The sequence below is a fragment of the Paenibacillus sp. N3/727 genome (assembly GCF_022637315.1).
GTDB lineage: Bacteria > Bacillota > Bacilli > Paenibacillales > Paenibacillaceae > Paenibacillus_AQ > Paenibacillus_AQ uliginis.
In genome coordinates, this window is the sequence record NZ_CP093336.1 from 1,624,507 (window position 1) to 1,644,726 (window position 20,220).

Annotated in this window: 16 protein-coding genes and 1 tRNA gene; 15 read left to right on the plus strand and 2 right to left on the minus strand. The window is 46.7% G+C overall.

Annotation, left to right across the window (positions count from 1 at the left end):
• Window positions 1–31: 31 nt before the first annotated feature.
• Window positions 32–364: a magnetosome magnetite crystal formation protein family gene (locus tag MNQ98_RS07230; protein WP_241932588.1), complete on the minus strand. Its 333-nt coding sequence runs from the start codon at window positions 362–364 to the stop codon at window positions 32–34.
• Between the two features lie 897 nt (window positions 365–1,261).
• Window positions 1,262–1,335, minus strand: a tRNA-Arg gene (locus MNQ98_RS07235).
• A 341-nt stretch (window positions 1,336–1,676) separates the two neighbouring features.
• On the opposite strand from MNQ98_RS07235, the gene MNQ98_RS07240 reads away from it, so the two are divergent.
• The 15 genes from MNQ98_RS07240 (at window position 1,677) to cobA (ending at window position 20,070) form a co-directional block, all read left to right on the plus strand.
• Complete coding sequence (locus MNQ98_RS07240) at window positions 1,677–2,516, plus strand: hypothetical protein (RefSeq protein WP_241933865.1); 840 nt, start codon at window positions 1,677–1,679, stop codon at window positions 2,514–2,516.
• Window positions 2,517–2,661: 145 nt separating this feature from the next.
• On the plus strand, window positions 2,662–3,987 hold the full coding sequence (tig, locus tag MNQ98_RS07245; RefSeq protein ID WP_241932589.1) for a trigger factor: 1,326 nt from the start codon (window positions 2,662–2,664) through the stop codon (window positions 3,985–3,987).
• 275 nt (window positions 3,988–4,262) lie between these two features.
• On the plus strand, window positions 4,263–4,853 hold the full coding sequence (gene clpP, locus MNQ98_RS07250) for an ATP-dependent Clp endopeptidase proteolytic subunit ClpP (protein ID WP_208915327.1): 591 nt from the start codon (window positions 4,263–4,265) through the stop codon (window positions 4,851–4,853).
• 13 nt (window positions 4,854–4,866) lie between these two features.
• The gene (gene clpX / locus MNQ98_RS07255) at window positions 4,867–6,129 is read left to right on the plus strand and encodes an ATP-dependent protease ATP-binding subunit ClpX (RefSeq protein WP_241932590.1); all 1,263 of its coding nucleotides are present in this window, start codon (window positions 4,867–4,869) and stop codon (window positions 6,127–6,129) included.
• 104 nt (window positions 6,130–6,233) lie between these two features.
• On the plus strand, window positions 6,234–7,343 hold the full coding sequence (gene ispG, locus MNQ98_RS07260; RefSeq protein ID WP_241932591.1) for a flavodoxin-dependent (E)-4-hydroxy-3-methylbut-2-enyl-diphosphate synthase: 1,110 nt from the start codon (window positions 6,234–6,236) through the stop codon (window positions 7,341–7,343).
• A gap of 592 nt (window positions 7,344–7,935) precedes the next feature.
• The gene (lonB, locus tag MNQ98_RS07265; RefSeq protein WP_241932592.1) at window positions 7,936–9,663 is read left to right on the plus strand and encodes an ATP-dependent protease LonB; all 1,728 of its coding nucleotides are present in this window, start codon (window positions 7,936–7,938) and stop codon (window positions 9,661–9,663) included.
• An 83-nt stretch (window positions 9,664–9,746) separates the two neighbouring features.
• The gene (gene lon, locus MNQ98_RS07270) at window positions 9,747–12,083 is read left to right on the plus strand and encodes an endopeptidase La (protein WP_241932593.1); all 2,337 of its coding nucleotides are present in this window, start codon (window positions 9,747–9,749) and stop codon (window positions 12,081–12,083) included.
• Between the two features lie 15 nt (window positions 12,084–12,098).
• Window positions 12,099–12,755, plus strand: a complete 657-nt coding sequence (gene yihA, locus MNQ98_RS07275; RefSeq protein ID WP_241932594.1) for a ribosome biogenesis GTP-binding protein YihA/YsxC — start codon at window positions 12,099–12,101, stop codon at window positions 12,753–12,755.
• 229 nt (window positions 12,756–12,984) lie between these two features.
• Window positions 12,985–13,572, plus strand: a complete 588-nt coding sequence (locus MNQ98_RS07280; RefSeq protein ID WP_241932595.1) for a non-ribosomal peptide synthetase module — start codon at window positions 12,985–12,987, stop codon at window positions 13,570–13,572.
• A gap of 357 nt (window positions 13,573–13,929) precedes the next feature.
• The gene (gene speD, locus MNQ98_RS07285; protein WP_208915321.1) at window positions 13,930–14,328 is read left to right on the plus strand and encodes an adenosylmethionine decarboxylase; all 399 of its coding nucleotides are present in this window, start codon (window positions 13,930–13,932) and stop codon (window positions 14,326–14,328) included.
• 310 nt (window positions 14,329–14,638) lie between these two features.
• Complete coding sequence (gene hemA / locus MNQ98_RS07290; protein WP_241932596.1) at window positions 14,639–16,045, plus strand: glutamyl-tRNA reductase; 1,407 nt, start codon at window positions 14,639–14,641, stop codon at window positions 16,043–16,045.
• A gap of 17 nt (window positions 16,046–16,062) precedes the next feature.
• Window positions 16,063–16,887 carry a cytochrome c biogenesis protein CcsA gene (gene ccsA / locus MNQ98_RS07295; protein WP_241932597.1) on the plus strand — a complete coding sequence of 275 codons (825 nt, stop codon included), beginning with the start codon at window positions 16,063–16,065 and terminating at the stop codon, window positions 16,885–16,887.
• Between the two features lie 9 nt (window positions 16,888–16,896).
• Entirely contained in the window at window positions 16,897–17,544 is a 648-nt protein-coding gene (locus MNQ98_RS07300) for a precorrin-2 dehydrogenase/sirohydrochlorin ferrochelatase family protein (protein WP_241932598.1), read from the plus strand.
• 2 nt (window positions 17,545–17,546) lie between these two features.
• Window positions 17,547–18,503, plus strand: coding sequence for a hydroxymethylbilane synthase (gene hemC, locus MNQ98_RS07305; RefSeq protein ID WP_241932599.1), 957 nt, complete (start codon window positions 17,547–17,549; stop codon window positions 18,501–18,503).
• A 4-nt stretch (window positions 18,504–18,507) separates the two neighbouring features.
• A complete protein-coding gene (gene cobA / locus MNQ98_RS07310) occupies window positions 18,508–20,070 on the plus strand; it encodes a uroporphyrinogen-III C-methyltransferase (RefSeq protein ID WP_241932600.1) in 1,563 nt (520 codons plus the stop codon).
• The last annotated feature ends 150 nt before the right edge of the window (window positions 20,071–20,220 follow it).

Consider the following 20,220-nt stretch of genomic DNA (forward strand, 5'->3'; position numbering starts at 1 on the left):
CTGTCCTAAATGGACTTAAAAAACCTATAGCTCAGATTTTAAAGTAACGTATAACGGGGTATGCAAATATTTTTCCCTTTAAAGCATAAGCTGCTGCAATAATAATCAGTATGGTTTCAATTACAAGAAGTGCCTTTGAAAGAACAGAAGCTGCACTCCATATATGCGATGTAAAGGTTAATGCCAGAAAGATGGGAAAGAAAGTGAAGTGAAGGTTCATCCCTTCTTTTGCATGATCGGCCAAATATTTATTTTTATTTTTTGATATAAAGTATACAGCGATTGGTAATGCAAAGGTTAGTAAAATCGAAAATACATGCACTAAACTTGCCAATATCCTATTCAGTAAACTTTCTTTTTTCATAGTACTTTACCTCCAAAGTGTATTTAATGGTTACCTTTTTATTAACAACTGAAGTCATCATAAAAGGTGACGTAGCTAGAGGTTCAAGTACCAAATTCAAATTTAATGGAAAAAATTATTAGCGTGGCTAAAAGCATCGAAACTTAAGAATGGTAGTATCCTGTACCGGTAGGAAACTGATGTCTGATGGGGAAGGGAGTGTTTCACTGCGGTCAGTTAACTTGATGGAACTTACATGTCTCGTATGGTATAAGGCAGATCTATTGTTGCATAATAGGTTTCGACTGTTGCGTAGGTGAGTATGGAAGAGATGGTGATTTCACTGCTGTCGTTCGATATGATGTAAGAATTTCAGTAGAAGCGCGCGATAGCGTGCGTATGCGGAGAGATGGCTATATGTGCAGACTTTGAGCAGCTTAACCAGTAGGATTCAAGTTAATGTCGTAAAAAGTACAACAAAATTACTGAAATTAGACGGTTAGGGGCGAATTGTTGTATTTAATACAACAATAGGGATAGGAAGCCACCTATTTAGTAGATATCGTTGTAGAAATTACAACAATACCAACTTGCTTGGGCATTTTGCGGTTCCAGTATTGTAGAAATACAACATTACTTATCGGATTATGTTTGAACACGGCCTTATAGGCCGACTGCGAAGCGAGTGCTAACGAAGTTTATGCTCCGACGCCCCCCAAGGGGTTCTCACCCATCTGGAATACGCAAAAAAACCGCCCTAAAGGCGGTTTTGCTTAGAACGTCCCAGGTCGGGATACGGCCTTACAGGCCGACTGCGAAGCTTATGCTAACGAAGTTTATGCTCCGACGCCCCCCCAAGGGGTTCTCACCCATCTGGAATACGCAAAAAAACCGCCCTAAAGGCGGTTTTGCTTAGAACGTCCCAGAAGGGATTCGAACCCCTGACCGACGGCTTAGAAGGCCGTTGCTCTATCCAGCTGAGCTACTGGGACATATTTTTTCAAGCAGGGAATATCATACCATGTGATAAAAATAAATTCAAGAGTTAAATTCAAAAAAATAACGATTAAACATAACCGCATCGTGTTATATATTTAAGACATACTATATAATCACGCATTATATAACAGCTAACGTATATGAAGAAGCGGCATCCTTCCTTACGTTTCTCCGTTTTTTTAACTTGGCGGGGGATATGCTATAATCTACAAATATGAAAACGGAATAGAAAGGAGGTGTCCTTATAAAGGACTCCTACTCCCCAGACAAAGAAGACAAAAATATCATCCTGTTTCCGAAGACATTGGATTACTACCAGATTCAACTCACCGTCATGCTCGAAAACGAACGCTACGGGGAGGCCATGGAGCTTCTCCGATTTCTGCTTCAGTGCCAAGGACAGAACGAACGGAATTACGAAGAATGGCAGGCGCTGCTGGAGTGGCTGGAAGCTGCTTTTCCACAAGTTGTATCCGGTCCCGCCAGTCAAGAGGAAGCAGATAGCGAGAGTGACGAGGACGAGGCGGACATGGCCCGCCGCATGGTTCAGGACAAACTTGCTCAGGACGCTGGTTATGCGGATAAATTGCTGGACACGGTCATGAACGGACCTCTAACGGAGCAAACGGTACTAGCGCTGGAACAACTGGCTTATCTCGATCGGCCGGAGGTCGATGTGGCTCTGACTACATGGCTAAAGGAACAGTCTCTTCATCCGCTGCTGCAGTTCCGTGTACTGCAAACTTTGCGCCGCCGAGAGATGACCGGTTTTGTAACACTTCAGAGAGGCGCGGAAACGGTAGAGATCGAGGTTGAGCATGTGCCCTTGAGTCATAGCGAATTTCCGAATGCCATTCTGCAAATATTGGAGCGTGTGGCCGAAAAGACCGAAATCCATGAACCAACGCTGTATTACTTTGCCCAGGAGCTGTGGACACAGTTTGTTATGGCGATTTATGGCACAACGGATTACCGTTCCATGCTGGATGGCGAAGAATCTACTCTGGATATATGGGCTGCGGCTCTGCATGATATCGTCTCCGAAAGTTTGAAAGGCATCCGCGCTGAAGAGGAAGTCCGGTCTTACTATGAGATTACCGATACGATGCGATTCCGATACGAGGGGGCATATCGCTCTCTCAAGCAATTTGTCTCGGCAGGCGTAGAGGATTGACAAGGCGGGGAAACGCTTTCGATCTGGAGCCATAAGGGTTCGCCCTTGAAAAAGGATTTAATGTTGTTTATACTATAATGGTTATTCGGTACGTGATATATTATCTGCGCCGACCACGTGAATTTTTTTGGAGGGGAAAGCATAAATGAAAGCAACTTGGGAAAAAATAGAGAAGAACCTTGGCGTTCTTGACGTTGAGGTTGAAGCGGACCGCGTAGCGGCTGCCCTCGACAAAGCTTTTAATAAAGTAGTTAAAAAAGTAAATGTACCTGGTTTCCGTAAAGGTAAGGTACCTCGTTCAATCTTTGAAACACGTTATGGGGTAGAAAGCCTTTACCAAGATGCTATCGACATCCTGCTTCCTGAAGTATATGGCGAAGCTGTTGAACAAGCGGAAATCTTCCCTGTAGATCGTCCGGAAATCGATATCGAGCAGTTCTCCAAAGGGGAAGCATTCAAGTTTAAAGCAAAAGTAATAGTTAAACCTGAAGTGAAGCTTGGAGACTACAAAGGTATTGAAGTAGCAGCAGTTGCTGCCGAAGTTTCCGATGAAGAACTGAGTCAAGAGCTGGAGCGTCTGCAAGAGCGCCATGCCGAGCTCGCTGTAATCGATGAGGGAACAGCAGCTTCCGGTGACATCGCAGTCATTGACTTTGACGGTTCGGTTGATGGAGTTCCTTTCGAAGGTGGACAAGCTGAGCGCTATTCCCTCGAACTTGGAAGCAACACGTTCATTCCAGGATTTGAAGAGCAGGTTATCGGAATGGGAACTGGAGACTTCAAAGACGTTGAAGTAACATTCCCTGAAACGTATCATGCAGAAGAGCTCGCTAACAAAAAAGCAGTCTTCAAAGTAAAAGTACATGAGATCAAGCGCAAACAGCTTCCTGAGCTGGATGACGAGTTTGCTAAAGACGTGAGCGAATTCGATACTCTTGACGAGTACAAAGAAGACCTGAAGAAGCAACTGTTGAACCGTAAAGAGCAGGAAGCTAAAGGCGTTCGTGAAAACGAAGTTGTCGAAAAAGCGGCAGCAAACGCTGAAATTGAAATTCCTGAAGCGATGGTTCAATCCGAAGTTCAAAACATGATGCGCGATTTTGACAATCGTCTTCGCCAGCAAGGCATGAACCTTGAAATGTTCCTCAGCTTCTCCGGCCAGTCTCAAGCTGATCTGGAAGGTCAAATGAAGGACGATGCTATGAAGCGCGTTCGCAACAACCTGGTTCTTGAGCAAATCGGGAAAGAAGAGAAGCTCGAAGCGACCGAAGAGGAAATCACTCAAGAGCTTAGCAACATGGCAGAACAGTACAAACGCCCTGTTGACGAAATCCGTAACATTTTGGCTTCCAATGGTTCCCTAGACAGCCTGCGTGAAGAACTTGTTCTTCGCAAAACGATCGACTTCTTGCTGGAAAACAGTGTAGAAGGTGCACCGGCTGCAAAAGAAGAAACAGCAACAGAAGAATAATAAATAAGGCTGCTGCAGAAGCTGCCATTACATTGGATAAGGCACGTATTTTATGACGTGCCTTATTTTTACCTAAAAATACCCAATTTATTACTAAATATGACATGAAATGGGTGTTTTTTACGGAAATACATAATGAGACAAGTTGGCAGGATATAATTTTTGAGAAGTTCATAGAATGTAAACATGGTTAAAAAATGACATAGGGCGTTGAACATGTTAGAATAACTTTTGTAAAGCAAAAGTATAATTTTCAAGGAAAAGAGGTTGGTCGCATGAGTCTGGTACCTATGGTTGTGGAACAAACCAATCGAGGTGAGAGATCTTATGATATCTATTCCCGATTACTGAAAGATCGCATTATTTTCCTCAGCGGTGCGATCGATGACGATGTCGCCAATCTTGTCATTGCCCAGCTGCTTTTCTTGGCTGCGGAAGATCCGGAAAAAGACATCCATTTGTACATTAATTCTCCTGGTGGTTCTGTAACAGCCGGGATGGGTATATATGATACGATGCAGCTTATCAAGCCAGATGTATCCACCATTTGCGTCGGTATGGCCGCAAGTATGGGTTCACTGCTGTTGACTGCTGGAGCGCCGGGTAAACGTTATGCGCTGGAGAACAGTGAAGTAATGATTCACCAACCGCTCGGTGGTGTTCAAGGCCAGGCTACTGATATTCAAATCCACGCAGATTGGATCATCAAGACTAGACAGAAGCTTAACCGTATCTATGTGGAACGCACAGGTCAATCCCTTGAAAAAATCGAACGTGATACGGACCGCGACTATTTCTTGAGCGCGGAGGAAGCGAAGTCTTACCGGATTATTGACGAGGTCCTGTCTTCACCGATCAAATCTTAAGAGGTGGTATAGTATGTTTAAATTTAACGACGACAAAGGGCAGCTGAAATGCTCTTTCTGCGGCAAATCGCAGGAGCAGGTTCGCAAGTTAGTTGCAGGGCCCGGCGTTTATATATGTGACGAGTGTATTGACTTGTGCTCCGAAATCGTGGAAGAGGAACTTGGCCACGAGGAAGAAGTGGATCTGAAAGATATTCCGAAGCCACGGGAAATCCGTGACATTCTGGATCAGTACGTTATCGGACAGGATCAGGCGAAAAAGTCGCTTTCTGTAGCCGTTTATAACCACTATAAGCGTATTAATACGCAGAACAAAATTGAAGACGTTGAATTGCAAAAGAGCAATATTTTGCTGCTTGGACCAACGGGTTCCGGTAAAACACTGCTTGCGCAAACAATGGCTAAAATCCTTAACGTTCCTTTTGCTATTGCAGATGCGACTTCCTTGACAGAGGCCGGATATGTGGGCGAAGACGTTGAGAATATTTTGCTGAAACTCATTCAAGCTGCAGATTTTGATGTGGAAAAAGCGGAACGCGGCATTATCTACATCGATGAGATTGATAAAGTGGCCCGTAAATCCGAGAACCCGTCTATTACACGTGACGTTTCTGGTGAAGGTGTTCAACAGGCTCTCCTGAAGATTTTGGAGGGAACTGTAGCTTCGGTTCCACCTCAAGGAGGACGAAAGCATCCGCATCAAGAATTCATTCAGATCGACACAACCAACATTCTGTTCATTTGCGGCGGAGCGTTTGACGGTCTGGAGCAGTACATCAAGCGCCGGATCGGCAAAAAGGTTATCGGCTTCAATGCTTCCGGTGAAGGTCAAAAAGACCTTAAGCCGGGTGAGTACCTGACAATGGTACTGCCGGAAGACCTTCTGAAATTCGGTCTGATTCCGGAATTCGTAGGACGTTTGCCAGTCATCTCCACGCTGGAGCCGCTGGATGAGAAGACGCTCGTTCGGATCTTGTCCGAGCCGAAGAACGCTCTTACGAAGCAGTATCAGAAGCTGCTTGAACTCGACAACGTTAATCTGAAGTTTGAACCGGATGCGCTGGAAGCTATTGCTCGCGAAGCAATTAAGCGTAATACTGGTGCGCGCGGTCTTCGCTCCATCATCGAAGGCATTATGCTGGATGTGATGTATGAAGTTCCGTCCCGTGATGATATAACAGATTGCGTCATTACCGAGAAAGTTGTTCAGGATAAAGCCATCCCTGAACTTCAAGGAAATGGAAATAACGACAAGAAACAGGAAGAGAGCGCCTGATAAAGCGCTTTTGAAATAAATCAATGCCGATTCTCCACCCCTACCCTTGGTTTTTTCATCTGGGTAGAGGTGGAGCTTTGGCGTTATATGGGAGAGATATAACCATGTTTTTGAGACAAGACACACGGCCCGTAAAAGTGGGGAATCTCACGATCGGCGGAAGCAATGAAGTCATTATTCAAAGCATGTGCACAACCAAAACCGCAGATGTTGAAGCCACAGTTGCTGAGATACTGCGATTGGAAGAAGCCGGATGTCAGCTTGTACGGGTTACGGTAAACAATGACGAGGCTGCTGCAGCCATTAAGGAAATTAAGAAACGAATTCATATTCCTCTGGTCGCAGACATTCATTTCAATTATAAATTGGCACTCGCCGCCATTGAGAATGGAATCGATAAAGTCCGCATTAACCCCGGCAATATCGGTAAACGTGAGAAAGTCGAAGCTGTCGTGAAGGCGTGCAAAGAAAAGGGAATTCCGATTCGCATCGGGGTAAACGCAGGCTCTTTGGAGAATCACTTACTGGAAAAATATGGTTATCCGACGCCCGAAGCTATGGTGGAGAGTGCCTTGTTCCATATTGGCATTCTTGAAGAACTGGATTTCCATGATATCATTGTGTCGCTTAAGGCCTCTGATGTGCCTATGGCTATTGCCGCTTATACAAAAGCTGCGGAGGTCATTCCATATCCGTTGCATCTTGGCATCACTGAAGCCGGAACTTTGTTCTCTGGAACAGTAAAAAGCGCAGCTGGACTTGGTGCCCTATTATCCACGGGAATCGGCAGTACAATGCGAATTTCACTCAGTGCAGATCCGGTTGAGGAAATCAAGGTTGGTCGTGAATTGTTGAAAACATTCGGCTTGATCTCCGATGCTGCGACTCTCGTATCATGCCCGACATGCGGCAGACTGGACATTGACTTATTTTCTATTGCTAATGAAGTGGAAGAATATATTGCGAACATTAAGGTACCGATTAAAGTATCTGTCCTCGGGTGTGCCGTTAACGGTCCCGGCGAAGCTAGAGAAGCCGATATAGGCATTGCCGGAGCACGGGGTGAGGGACTGTTGTTCCGCTATGGAGAAATGATACGTAAGGTGCCTGAAGCCACGATGGTTGAGGAATTGAAAAAAGAGATTGATCATATCGTTAAAGTATACGAAGAGACCGGAGAAATTCCTGGTCGGAAGCATAAAACGGGTGTGTAAACACTCACAATCGTTCTAATTCAAATAACAAAGCACAGGCCTCCCGAGGATTTATCCTTGGGAGGCCTGTTTGGCTTTAAAAGGGATTAAAAGGGGGGAGAATAATCGGAAGTGTGGACTCACATTCCACTATTTCTGCAATTAACGCGTTTTTGCACTCGTTTCGGACTGAGAATCCGTTATTTAAACATATCCGATATCACTTGAATAGGCGAAAATAACGTCTTCTCCGTCCGGTTCCTCACTAAAATAGACGAAATTGCTTCATATAACTGAATGTGAGTCCGCTATACGAATCGCATTTTCAACCACACACGAAGCAGCGAAGAGGACGAAACGATTCCGGAAAAACGTAGTGGTCGCCTTTGTCCCCGAATTTCTTCCGTTAAGGAACAATTCAAGAAATTCGGGGGCAAGAGCGATTGTAGGAACGATTCGTACGCGTAGCGTCTTAGAACAGACGAAGGTACAATTATTTTCAGATTCTTTGCATTTCCTTTCAATGAGCCGTTTTACCATCCGATTAACAGGCAATACTACCATGTAATAACGTTTGATAATTGACATAATGGAAAAACGGGAGGAATGACTTGTGAATTTGAATGTTGTGATCATGCTGGTTAACCTGTTCTTTGCAGTGATTATCGGCATTTATTTTTGGAACTTGTTACGGGGACAAAAAACGAGCAAAACGGCGGTGGATCGGGAGTCCCGCAAGGAGCTCGATAAGCTCCGGAAGCTTCGATCGATATCGCTGACCAAACCTCTTGCAGAGAAAACCCGGCCACAGACGATGGATGATATCGTAGGTCAGAAGGATGGGCTCCGTGCTTTGAAGGCGGCTCTGTGTAGTGGAAATCCCCAGCATGTTATTGTGTATGGGCCTCCCGGAGTAGGTAAGACGGCAGCGGCACGTGTGATTATGGAAGAAGCGAAGAAGAACCCGCAGTCTCCTTTTAAGTTCGACGCCAAGTTTACCGAAATTGATGCGACAACAGCCCGATTTGACGAACGGGGTATCGCCGATCCGCTGATCGGTTCCGTTCATGACCCGATTTATCAAGGAGCAGGAGCCATGGGAGTAGCCGGAGTTCCTCAACCGAAGCCAGGTGCTGTAACAAAAGCGCACGGTGGAATCTTATTTGTTGATGAAATCGGTGAATTGCACCCCATTCAGATGAATAAGCTGTTAAAAGTGCTGGAAGACCGCAAGGTGCTTCTCGAAAGTGCGTATTACAACTCGGAAGATGCCAACACGCCGGCGTATATCCATGATATTTTCCAAAACGGTCTGCCTGCCGACTTCCGATTGGTAGGTGCGACAACACGATCGCCAGAAGAGATTACGCCTGCTTTGCGATCGCGCTGTATGGAAATATTTTTTCGTCCTCTACTTCCAGAGGAAATTGGACAAATTGCGGAAGATGCAATACAAAAAATTGGCTTACTTCCGTGTCCTGAAGCAGTGGAGGTTGTAAAACGGTATTCTACCAACGGGCGTGAGGCTGTTAATATGATTCAGCTTGCGGCAGGTCTGGCGCTTACAGAGAAACGGGAGACGCTTCGGGCAGCCGATGTGGAGTGGGTGGCGAGCAGCAGTCAGCTGCAGCCGCGTCCGGACCGTAAAATTCCGGAAAGACCGCAGATCGGTCTCGTCAACGGCTTAGCCGTCTATGGGCCGAACATGGGAGCGCTGCTTGAGATTGAGGTTTCAGCTGTTCCGGCGGAGAAGGGCCAAGGTACCTATAATATTACAGGAGTGGTGGATGAGGAGGAGTTCGGAGGCGGTTCCCGGAAGCTCCGACGCAAGAGCATGGCCAAAGGCTCCATAGAAAACGTGCTCACTGTGCTTGGATCTATGGGATATAGACCGAAGGATTTTGACCTGCATATCAATTTTCCGGGAGGGACGCCAATCGATGGTCCTTCTGCGGGCATTGCAATGGCGACAGCGATAGTGTCAGCCATTAAGGAGCTTGAAGTAGACAACAAAATCGCTATGACCGGTGAGATTAGCATTCACGGTAAAGTGAAGCCGATTGGCGGTGTTATCGCTAAGGTAGAGGCTGCATTCCAAGCGGGAGCGACCACGGTTATTATTCCGAAGGACAACTGGCAGAGTCTGTTTCAGGATCTGAACGGCCTGCGAGTTATCCCGGTTGAATCTGTTGATGAAGTGTTTGCTCAAGTGTTTGGGGGAGTCGTCGCCCCGGGAGTTGTTCAAATGCCTCAAACGGAGACATTTCCAGCGGCTTCGCCCTCATTACTGCAGGCGACTCCGCCGCGCAATGGGAAGATTACAGATGCAGGCAGCTGTTAACACCTACTTTGTTGGTTTTTATAAGAAGATTTGATAAAATAGGAATAGTGTCAACATTGAGAGCCATTGGAGGTGTGAAAGCGATGGGACCCAGTAAATCAAAAGGTCGTCGTTTTCCTTTACTGCCTTTAAGAGGACTTCTCGTCTATCCAAGCATGGTATTGCATTTGGACGTAGGGCGGGAGAAATCGGTTAAGGCATTAGAAAAGGCGATGGTTGAAGACAATTTGATTCTCCTATGTTCTCAATCGGAAGTGAACATTGAAGAACCGACGCAAGAAGATATTTTTCGGATCGGTACAGTTGCAAATGTAAGACAAATGCTCAAACTTCCGAACGGTACCATACGAGTGCTTGTGGAAGGTATGGAACGGGCGGAAATTATTCAATATACGGATAACGAGGATTATTATGAAGTCCTCGCGCGTGAACTTCCTGAAGAGGAGAACAGCGATTCCGAAGTAGCCGCTCTCATGAGAACGGTTCTGGGGCAATTCGAGAATTACATTAATCTGTCCAAAAAAGTGACGCCCGAGACACTGGCCGCGGTATCCGATATCGAAGAGCCGGGCCGGCTTGCGGATGTGATTACAAGTCACCTGTCCTTGAAGATCAAGGATAAGCAGGAGATTTTGGAGACGGTTGATGTCCAGAAGCGTCTGGAGAAGCTACTTGATATCCTGAACAATGAGCGCGAAGTGCTGGAGCTTGAACGTAAGATCAATCAGCGTGTCAAGAAACAGATGGAAAAAACCCAGAAGGAATATTATTTGCGTGAGCAAATGAAAGCGATCCAGAAAGAACTGGGGGAGAAAGAAGGACGCACCGGCGAAGTTGAAGAACTCCGCAATCAGCTGAAGGAACTTGAACTCCCGGAGCGTGTCAACGAGAAAGTTGAGAAAGAGATCGACCGTCTGGAGAAGATGCCGGCCAGCTCAGCTGAAGGCGGTGTCATTCGTAATTATGTGGATTGGTTGCTAGCACTGCCGTGGACAAAACAGACCGAGGACGATCTGGATATTTTGAAAGCGGAACAGATTCTGGATGAAGACCATTATGGTCTGGAAAAACCGAAAGAACGTGTTCTGGAATACTTGGCGGTTCAGAAGCTGGTAAAGAAGCTGAAGGGTCCGATTCTTTGTCTTGTTGGCCCACCAGGGGTAGGTAAGACTTCCTTGGCCCGGTCCATAGCCCGTTCCCTAGAACGCAAATTCGTACGTATTTCACTAGGCGGCGTGCGGGATGAGGCGGAAATCCGCGGTCACCGGCGTACCTATGTAGGTGCCATGCCAGGAAGAATTATTCAGGGCATGAAGACAGCGGGATCGAAGAATCCAGTATTCCTGCTTGATGAAATCGATAAGATGGCTTCCGACTTCCGGGGGGATCCGTCATCTGCTCTGCTCGAAGTACTGGATCCGGAGCAGAACAATACATTCAGCGATCATTTTATTGAAATTCCGTTTGATCTGTCACAGGTTATGTTTGTAACGACAGCAAATGCGCTGCACAATATTCCGCGTCCGCTATTGGATCGTATGGAGGTTCTTTATATTCCAGGTTACACGGAGCTGGAGAAGCTTCAGATCGCCTCACGCTATTTGCTTCCGAAGCAGAAGAGCGAGCACGGGCTGGAAGCAGAACAGCTGCAGCTGGATGAGAATGCTATTTTAAAGGTGATCCGGGAATATACACGCGAGTCGGGTGTACGGAATCTGGAACAGCAAATTGCAGCATTATGCCGTAAAACGGCCAAAAGAATCGTAACGGATAACTCCGAAAAAATCACCATCGGTGAAGAAGACATCAAGGACTATCTGGGCGTTTCGAAGTTCCGTTACGGTATGGCTGAGCTTGAGGATCAGGTGGGCAGTGTGACCGGTCTGGCCTGGACCGAAGTCGGCGGTGATACTCTCACCATCGAAGTCACCGTTGTCCCGGGTACGGGCAAGCTGACGCTCACAGGAAAACTTGGTGATGTCATGAAGGAATCTGCCCAAGCCGCATTCAGCTACACGCGGTCCAAAGCCATGGAGCTTGGGATTGAACCGGATTTCCATGAGAAGATGGATGTGCACATTCATATTCCAGAGGGCGCTATTCCGAAAGATGGACCTTCCGCTGGAATAACCATTGCTACCGCGCTCATATCATCATTGACGAAGCGCCACGTAGCACGCGATGTTGCCATGACTGGCGAAATTACTTTGCGCGGCCGGGTGCTGCCGATTGGCGGCTTGAAAGAGAAGTCCCTTGCGGCCCACCGTGCAGGTTACAAAAAAATTCTGCTACCGAAAGACAACGAACGGGACTTGCGCGATATACCAGACAGCGTAAAGAACGATGTTGAATTTGTTCCCGTATCTCATATGGATCAAGTGCTCCAGCACGCGCTGGTGGAGCAAGCGGGAGTGCACTAGAGAGGAATATTGAATATGAAAGTAACAAAATCAGAATTTGTTATCAGCGCTGTAGGTCCCGACCAATACCCTGTAGACGCCTTGCCGGAGATTGCTCTGGCAGGGCGTTCCAATGTGGGTAAATCTTCGCTTATCAACAGGATGCTATCCCGTAAAAATTTGGCTCGTACAAGCTCGACTCCAGGTAAAACACAGCAGTTGAACTATTATCGTGCGAATGATGATTTATATTTAGTGGATTTTCCGGGTTACGGTTATGCGAAAGTATCCAAAACACAACGTGCTGCATTTGGTGAAATGATTGAGAGATATTTGCTGAACCGCGAGGAGCTAAAACTTGTTCTGCTCGTTGTAGATCTGCGTCATCCGCCATCAAAAGATGATATCATCATGTACGATTGGCTTCAGTATTATGATCGTGATGTCTGTGTCGTAGCAACAAAGGCCGATAAAATCCCGCGAAGTCGTTGGTCTAAACATATCAAAATGGTGAAGGAGACGTTAGGTTTTCGGCCGCATCATTCGATGGTCATGTTTTCATCCGAAAGCGGTTTGGGTAAGGATGAATTATGGAGTATTATTCAGTCTTATACAAACTATGGATTAGAAGCGGATGAGGCCAATGAAGGCGATGAGGACGATACTTTCTCTATAGAAAAGGGACAGGAATAAGAGGTTGCCTGCTTATTTCCTGTGAAATCATTTTTTCATCGTATACCGTAGAGATACGGTGCATTTTCTGTGTGAAAGTGAGAATCCCATTGAAATTGTTAGGGAAATTCCGTCTTAAACCGTTTTTTTATGAAATTTGCTGAATAATCTCAATCCGTTGACAAGAAAAAACCTTGTATCCTGCGTTATAATGGTTGTAAGGATTGTTAAAAGAATTGAGGAGATTTTTATGGCTCATAGGTTAGCCACAGAATATGTTAATGCCACCATGCAAATGACGGACGTTCAAATGAATCAATTTCTGCAGAGTACCATAACTTCCCAAATTAATTTTCGGGTTAAGGTGATGGACGGCGGAGGGCAGGAGATCGTGCTCGAAGACGAAAGCGGGGAAGAAGTTCATTTGCCTTTTGAACGCAAAGATGGCTTTTATGTCTGTGAGCTGTCCTGCCGATTGGTAACCCCTCAACTGACCAATGCCGTGCGTAAGCTTTTTTCGGCTTTCAAAGGATCAGGCAAGGTAAATCGGATTTACCGTGGATTCATTATGAGTTATGACTACCATGATGGAACAGTAGAGCGCATTGAACAACTGGCAGAAGATGATTGCAGTCTAATTTATGAGTACAAGAATACGGCGGGTGAACTGCAGCGCCTGTATAACAGCAATGAAACAGAGAAAGAGATCGAGTCCATTCACCTTCGCATTAACGATCTTCTGGATCAGAGGATAGCTGCGGTTACCATGTCGAGCATTGAAAGTATCGACGAGCAGCTTCGGAAATTTAATCAGCGACTGTTCGTACTAGAGGCTTAAGTAACTATACTGTAATAACGAAAAGCTACCCGTTTTTATCCGGGGGCTTTTTTTATTAGGCCTCCATCGCAAACAAAGACATTTAACAAGCTGAAAATACAACTTGTCCATGATGAGCAAACCTTTATTCATTTTCATATGCTGATCTGTAAAATAAAAATCATCAATTTTCAAAAATGTATTGCATTTCAACCTCATTGATGTTATTTTTAATCTCGTTGAAAAGAATATAGGAACCAGGATTCACTCAGGACATGTAATGTTGCGAGAGATTATTCCCTCGGGAAGTGAATGACGTAGGTCCTAGCGGATGAAATTTTTCAAACATTTTATTCCTAGGAAGGGGGAAACCGGAAGATGGAATACTCAACTTTCGGAAGACACGTTGCTGTTGATACTTGGGGAGTCGACTTTGAACTACTGAACAGTGCTGAATTTTTGCAAGCTCAGATGGTGGAAGCCGCTGAAGCCTGCGGAGCAACGGTAATGTCCGTCCAGTCCAAGCAATTTGAACCACAAGGTGCTACAGTGCTTGTGCTACTGTCGGAAAGCCATCTCTCTATTCACACTTATCCTGAGAGAGGTTTTGCTGCGATTGACTGTTATACCTGCGGGGAAACGGTAGATCCGCAATTGGCTATTGATTACCTGGTATCCGTTTTGAAACCTGAAAAATGCTTTGCGAAAAAGCTCGTACGCGGTTTAGGCGAAATGACTGTCGAAACGCCCGAGATGAAACAGGCCGAATTGGTGTAAGTAGGCCTCCCAAATGTGTATACTGATAACCATGGAATTCTCCATGGTTATTTATTTTATTGCGAATAGAGTAACATAGGGAATTGCTCCGTATATCTCCAGCTGAAACATACCACAATAGTAAGGGATGGCTTGGGCACGTGCGCGAAACTGAATTCAAGAACATGGCGATTTCATAAACAATTCATAAAATGGACAAGGAATTTCGACAACCTGTGATATAATTATCATGGTCAAACAAGTCGTAATTATTGTAAGTGTAATGTGCTATACTGAGCGCATTAAAAACCATTAGGTAGGTGAACATGCAATGCACATCGTCGTTGTTGGGTTGAACTATCGCACGGCGCCTGTGGAAGTCAGAGAACGTTTTACATTTGCGGAGCAAGATTTGCCCGAGGCGTTGAACCAGCTGAAGTCAACCAAGAGCGTATTAGAGGGCGTCATTGTCGCTACCTGTAACCGTACTGAGATTTATGTGGTGGTTGACCGCCTTCATATGTGCGGCTATTTTATCCGTAGTTTTATGGAGCAGTGGTTTGACATTAAACGTGAAGAATTTACACAGCATCTATATATATATGAAGATGAGCAGGCGATTTCGCACTTGTTTAAAGTGACCTGTGGTCTGGATTCCATGGTTATTGGTGAGACGCAGATTCTAGGACAGGTACGTAGTGCCTTCTTGAAGTCTCAAGAGGAGAAGGCGACAGGCACCTGGTTTAATATGTTGTTTAAGCAGTCTGTTACTCTGGGTAAACGGGCTCATTCCGAAACTTCTATCGGAGAAAGCGCAGTTTCTGTAAGTTATGCGGCTGTTGAATTGGGCAAACGAATATTTGGAACATTTAACGATAAAAAGGTGCTTATCCTGGGCGCCGGAAAAATGAGTGAGCTGACCGTCAAGCACTTGTATGCCAATGGTGCAGCTGAAGTCATTGTAGCCAACCGCACGATAGTTCGTGCAGAGGAACTTGCACGTAAATTCCGGGGAACTCCATGCGGCATGCTGGAAGCGATGGAGCGCCTTCATGAAGTGGATATCGTCATCAGCTCCACAGGTGCGAACGATTATGTATTGAGTCCGTCACGAGTCAAAGAAAGTATGAAGAAACGCCAGTCTCGGCCTCTCTTTATGATCGATATTGCCGTCCCTCGGGACATTGATCCTGCGGTGGGCGAAGTATCCAACGTATTCCTGTATGATATTGATGATCTGGAAGGCATTGTGGAGAGCAATATGGAGATGCGGCGTGCGGAAGCAGCCAAAATCGAAATTATGATCGAAGAGGAGATGGATGCATTCCATCAGTGGTTGAAGACGCTTGGCGTCAGACCCGCAATCCGGGCCTTGCAGGATAAATCGAACAACATTCATGAGGAAACGCTCGAAAGCTTGTTTAACAAACTTCCTGAGCTGGATGAGCGCCAGCGCAAAGTCATTCGTCGTCTGACGAAGAGTATTGTGAATCAGATGATGCATGACCCGATCAACCGGATCAAAGAAATGACGGGCGGAAAGCATGGCGGTGAAGCACTTGATTATTTCACTCAAATTTTCGCTTTGGAAAGTTTGATGGAAGAGAATGAACAAGGAGCAGACAGTAAGGCTCTGAGCAGTGCAAACCCATCTGAGGTTGAGTCTATGGTCAAATCAGCGGATCAAACTGCTGAGCAGAAATCGGTCCGGATTTCTCTGGCCCCTGCCGCTCTTTAAGGCAGGTGACGTAACTCATGTTTTTAAATCTAATCTATGATGCTGGCATTTGTATCTATGCCCTGAGCCTTCTGTTTTATATCTCGGATTGCGTGAAACGCAATCGGGCAGCGAAGCGGATAGGCACAGGGCTTCTTGTTGTTGCAGCTCTTTTCCAGTGTGGTGCCATTGGAATACGGGTAGGGGAAACAGGAACATTCCCCGTCTTTACTTCTTTTGATTTTTTGCTACTCAGTTCGTTCAGTGTAACAGTGACATCCATTGCCATTATTTTCACGAGACGGGCGGAATTTGCCTCACTCCTTATGAATATAATCGGTTTTTGCGTTATGCTGCTCAATGGGTTGCTGCTTACGGCAGGATATAATCCCTTGGAGAGCTGGCAGACGGTTCATGGGCTGTTAATGCTGCATATCGCACTTGCAAGTGTCAGCTTTACGGCGTTAACCGTTGGAGCGGTCTTTGCGGGAATGTACATGTTTCTGCACCGCAAGCTGAAGCACAAGAAGTGGAATGATATTATCCGAAGGCTTCCCAGCCTTGAGATATTAGATAAATATTCATATTTTGCCCTATTAACGGGTACACCGGTGCTGATATTGTCATTGGTCATTGCGGTGTTGTCCATTGCCACTGAGGGGCGATGGACGCTTCTGGCGGATCTGAAGGTGCTGTCAACCGCAGTTGCACTTGGCATTTATATATATTACTTCGTGCGGCGGCATTTGCATCGTCGGTCTGGGTTGGAGACCGCAGTGTGGGCATTGATCGGATTTGGATTTATCGTGTTGAATTTCTTTCTAAATGCTTGGTCTGAGTTTCACCGCTGGTCGGGAGTGTGATTAGTAAATATGGTTCATTATGTTCCGGTTATGCTGAACTGCAAGGGTCAGACTTGCATTATCATAGGCGGGGGGCTGGTGGCTGAGCGAAAGATTGAGACGTTGCTGGGTGCCGGCGCCTTGGTACATATTATAAGTCCTCACATAAGTGAGGGGCTTCTTCAACTGGTTGATTCAGGACGGATTCAATGGACCTGTAGAGCATACAAAGATGGCGACCTTAAGGGAGCATTTTTGGTGCATGCTGCTACGGATATTCCGGCAGTTAATGATGCGGTCGCCGTAGAGGCTCGCCAGCTTGGGGTATTGGTTAACGTGGCAAGCAGCGGGGAATCGGGCAACTTTATCAATCCGGCTGTTATGAAAAGAGGCAGGCTCACGGTCGCGGTGTCTACGTCCGGTGCGGGTCCGCTTGCAGCGGTAGATATATGCAGCCGCCTGGAGAAACAGCTAGGGGACGAAATTGAGCCGTACCTTGAGTTTTTGTATACCATGCGTTGCGCTGTCAAGAAAGAGGTGTCAACAGTTTCCGTACGGCGGAAGCTTTTGCGAAAAATACATGAAATCGATATACTACAGGACATACGGCGGGGAAGCTATACTCCGTGGAGTCCGGAACAGATCCAACAATGGATCAGTCACAATCAGGAGGAATAAGTATGCGTAAAATTGTGGTTGGCAGCAGACAAAGCGCACTTGCGCTTACCCAGACAGGCCAGGTTATCGATGATTTGAGGCGATTGGCCCGCGAGAACGGAATGGAATTTGATTTTGAAGTTAAAAAAATCATTACAAAAGGTGACCGCATTCTGGATGTCACGCTGTCCAAGGTTGGCGGCAAGGGTCTGTTTGTCAAGGAAATCGAGCAGGCGATGATCGATGGTGAAATTGATATGGCTGTCCACAGCATGAAGGATATGCCCTCTGTTTTGCCTGAAGGCCTCACGACGGGAGCCGTTCCGCGCAGAAAAGATCCCCGGGATTGTCTAATATCACTGGAAGCTGACAGTTTGGAAAGTCTGCCACAAGGAGCGAAGGTAGGGACGAGCAGTCTGCGCCGTTCCAGCCAGCTGAAGGCATACCGTCCGGATTTGCAGCTTGAATGGATTCGGGGTAATATCGACTCCCGTCTCCGCAAGCTGGAGAACGGAGAATATCAGGCTATCATTCTGGCAGCAGCGGGTCTTCAGCGAATGGGGTGGGAGGACAGGATCACATCGTACTTGTCTATTGAGACGTGTCTGCCTGCGGTAGGACAAGGTGCGCTCGGCATTGAATGTCGGGAAGATGATACAGAGCTCTTATCGCTTCTTTCTCTGTATAATGATGAAGAAACAGCCCGGACGGTAGCCGCTGAACGTAAGTATCTGAATGAGCTCAACGGTGGCTGTCAGGTACCGATAGGTGCATATGCGGTGTTGACCGAGGCTCCAGCAGGTCATTCCCTGGAAGGACAGAGCATTATTCAATTAACCGGCATGGTGGGCTCACCGGACGGAGAGCTTGTCTTGAAGGAAAGTGCTGAAGGAACAGATCCGGAGGCTTTGGGCGTAGAGGTTTCCGATAAGCTGAAAGCTAAGGGAGCGGAGCAGATTCTGGCGCAAGTTAGGGGATGATCGGATGATAGGTAAGGTTTACTTAGTTGGAGCAGGGCCTGGCGATGCGAGGCTGATTACGATTAAGGGGAAGGAATGCATCGAAAAAGCGGATGCTGTAGTATATGACCGCTTGGCCTCTCCCCGCTTGTTGAGATGGATGAAGCCGGGAGCCGAGAAAGTGTATGTTGGAAAGCTTCCTGACAGGCATACGATGAAGCAGGAAGAAATCAATCAACTGTTAGTTGACCTGGCGCTTACGGGAAAGACGGTTGTCCGGCTCAAGGGCGGTGACCCTACGATCTTCGGTAGGGTAGGGGAAGAGGCGGAGCTTTTGTACCGCCACGGTATCGCTTTCGAAATTGTTCCAGGCATAACCTCGTCGATCAGTGTTCCTGCATATGCGGGTATTCCGGTAACTCATCGTGATCTCGCGTCCTCGTTGTCTATCATTACAGGCCATGAGAGTCCAGACAAGCTGGACCGGATGATCCAGTGGGATAAGGTAACGAATGCAACAGGCACATTGATCTTTATGATGGGGGTAGCCAAAATTGGATATATTAGCCGCCAATTAATAGCTCACGGAAGGCCGCCGGAGACCCCGGTGGCTCTTGTGCGCTGGGGAACGCGTGCTGAGCAGGATACGATTACCGGAACGCTTGCCGATATTGAAGAAATTGTAAAGGTGGCCAATTTCCAACCTCCGGCGGTTATTGTCGTTGGTGAGGTTGTTCTGCAGCGTGAGCATCTGAAGTGGGCAGAACAGTTACCTTTGTTTGGCAAGCGGATCCTTGTGACCCGGGCCCGCAGCCAGGCGAGTCAGCTTGTGAGTCGGATTGAGGATTTGGGCGGTGAGCCATATGAATTCCCGGTCATTGAGACCGTTATGCCGACCTCGAGTCTGGACATATCGGAGATTCATCAAGCACTGGATAAGCTTAATCAATATGACTGGGTATTTTTTACGAGTGTGAATGGAGTGGACTTTTTCTTCCATCACCTGAATGAGTCAGGCAAGGATATACGGGCTCTGGCAGGGGCTAGAATCGCAGCGGTTGGGCCTGCAACAGCGGGTGCTTTACGTGAACGGGGGATCGCTGCTGAAATGCTGAAGGAACGCTACCAGGCAGAAGGACTTGTGGATGCATTCGGACCGGAGTTGAAGGCAGGCCAGCAAATATTGCTTCCACGTGGAGATCTCGGCCGGAGCTGGCTTCCAGAAGAACTGACACGGATGGGACTGCATGTGACAGACATCAAGACATATGAAACGGTCCTGTGTGGTGAAGATGACGACGAGCTGCTCAAACTGTTTGAGGAAGGCGGCATTCATGCCGTTACGTTCACTAGCTCCTCGACTGTTACGAACTTGCTGCGTGTCCTGGAACGGATGGCTGGAGACGCACACACACCACTGGAGCTGCTTCGCGATAGTACTGTTGCCTGCATCGGTCCGCTGACAGCGGAAACGGCCAGGGAGGCAGGGCTAAACGTATCGATTATGGCTGAGGAAGCGACAATCGAAAGCCTGGTCGATGCTTTGTGTGAATGGAACAAGGACGAACCGCGCCGTCACCGTGATTGATTTATGAGGGACTTATAAAATATAAATACGTTACAAATCTATATGGATTGAACTAAAGAATGGAAAAACTTCAACGAAGAAGGCGGAATTATTCTGGAGAAGCGTAGCGTTCGCCCGAAAGCTTTCCATAGGAAAGCTCGCATCGGAAGC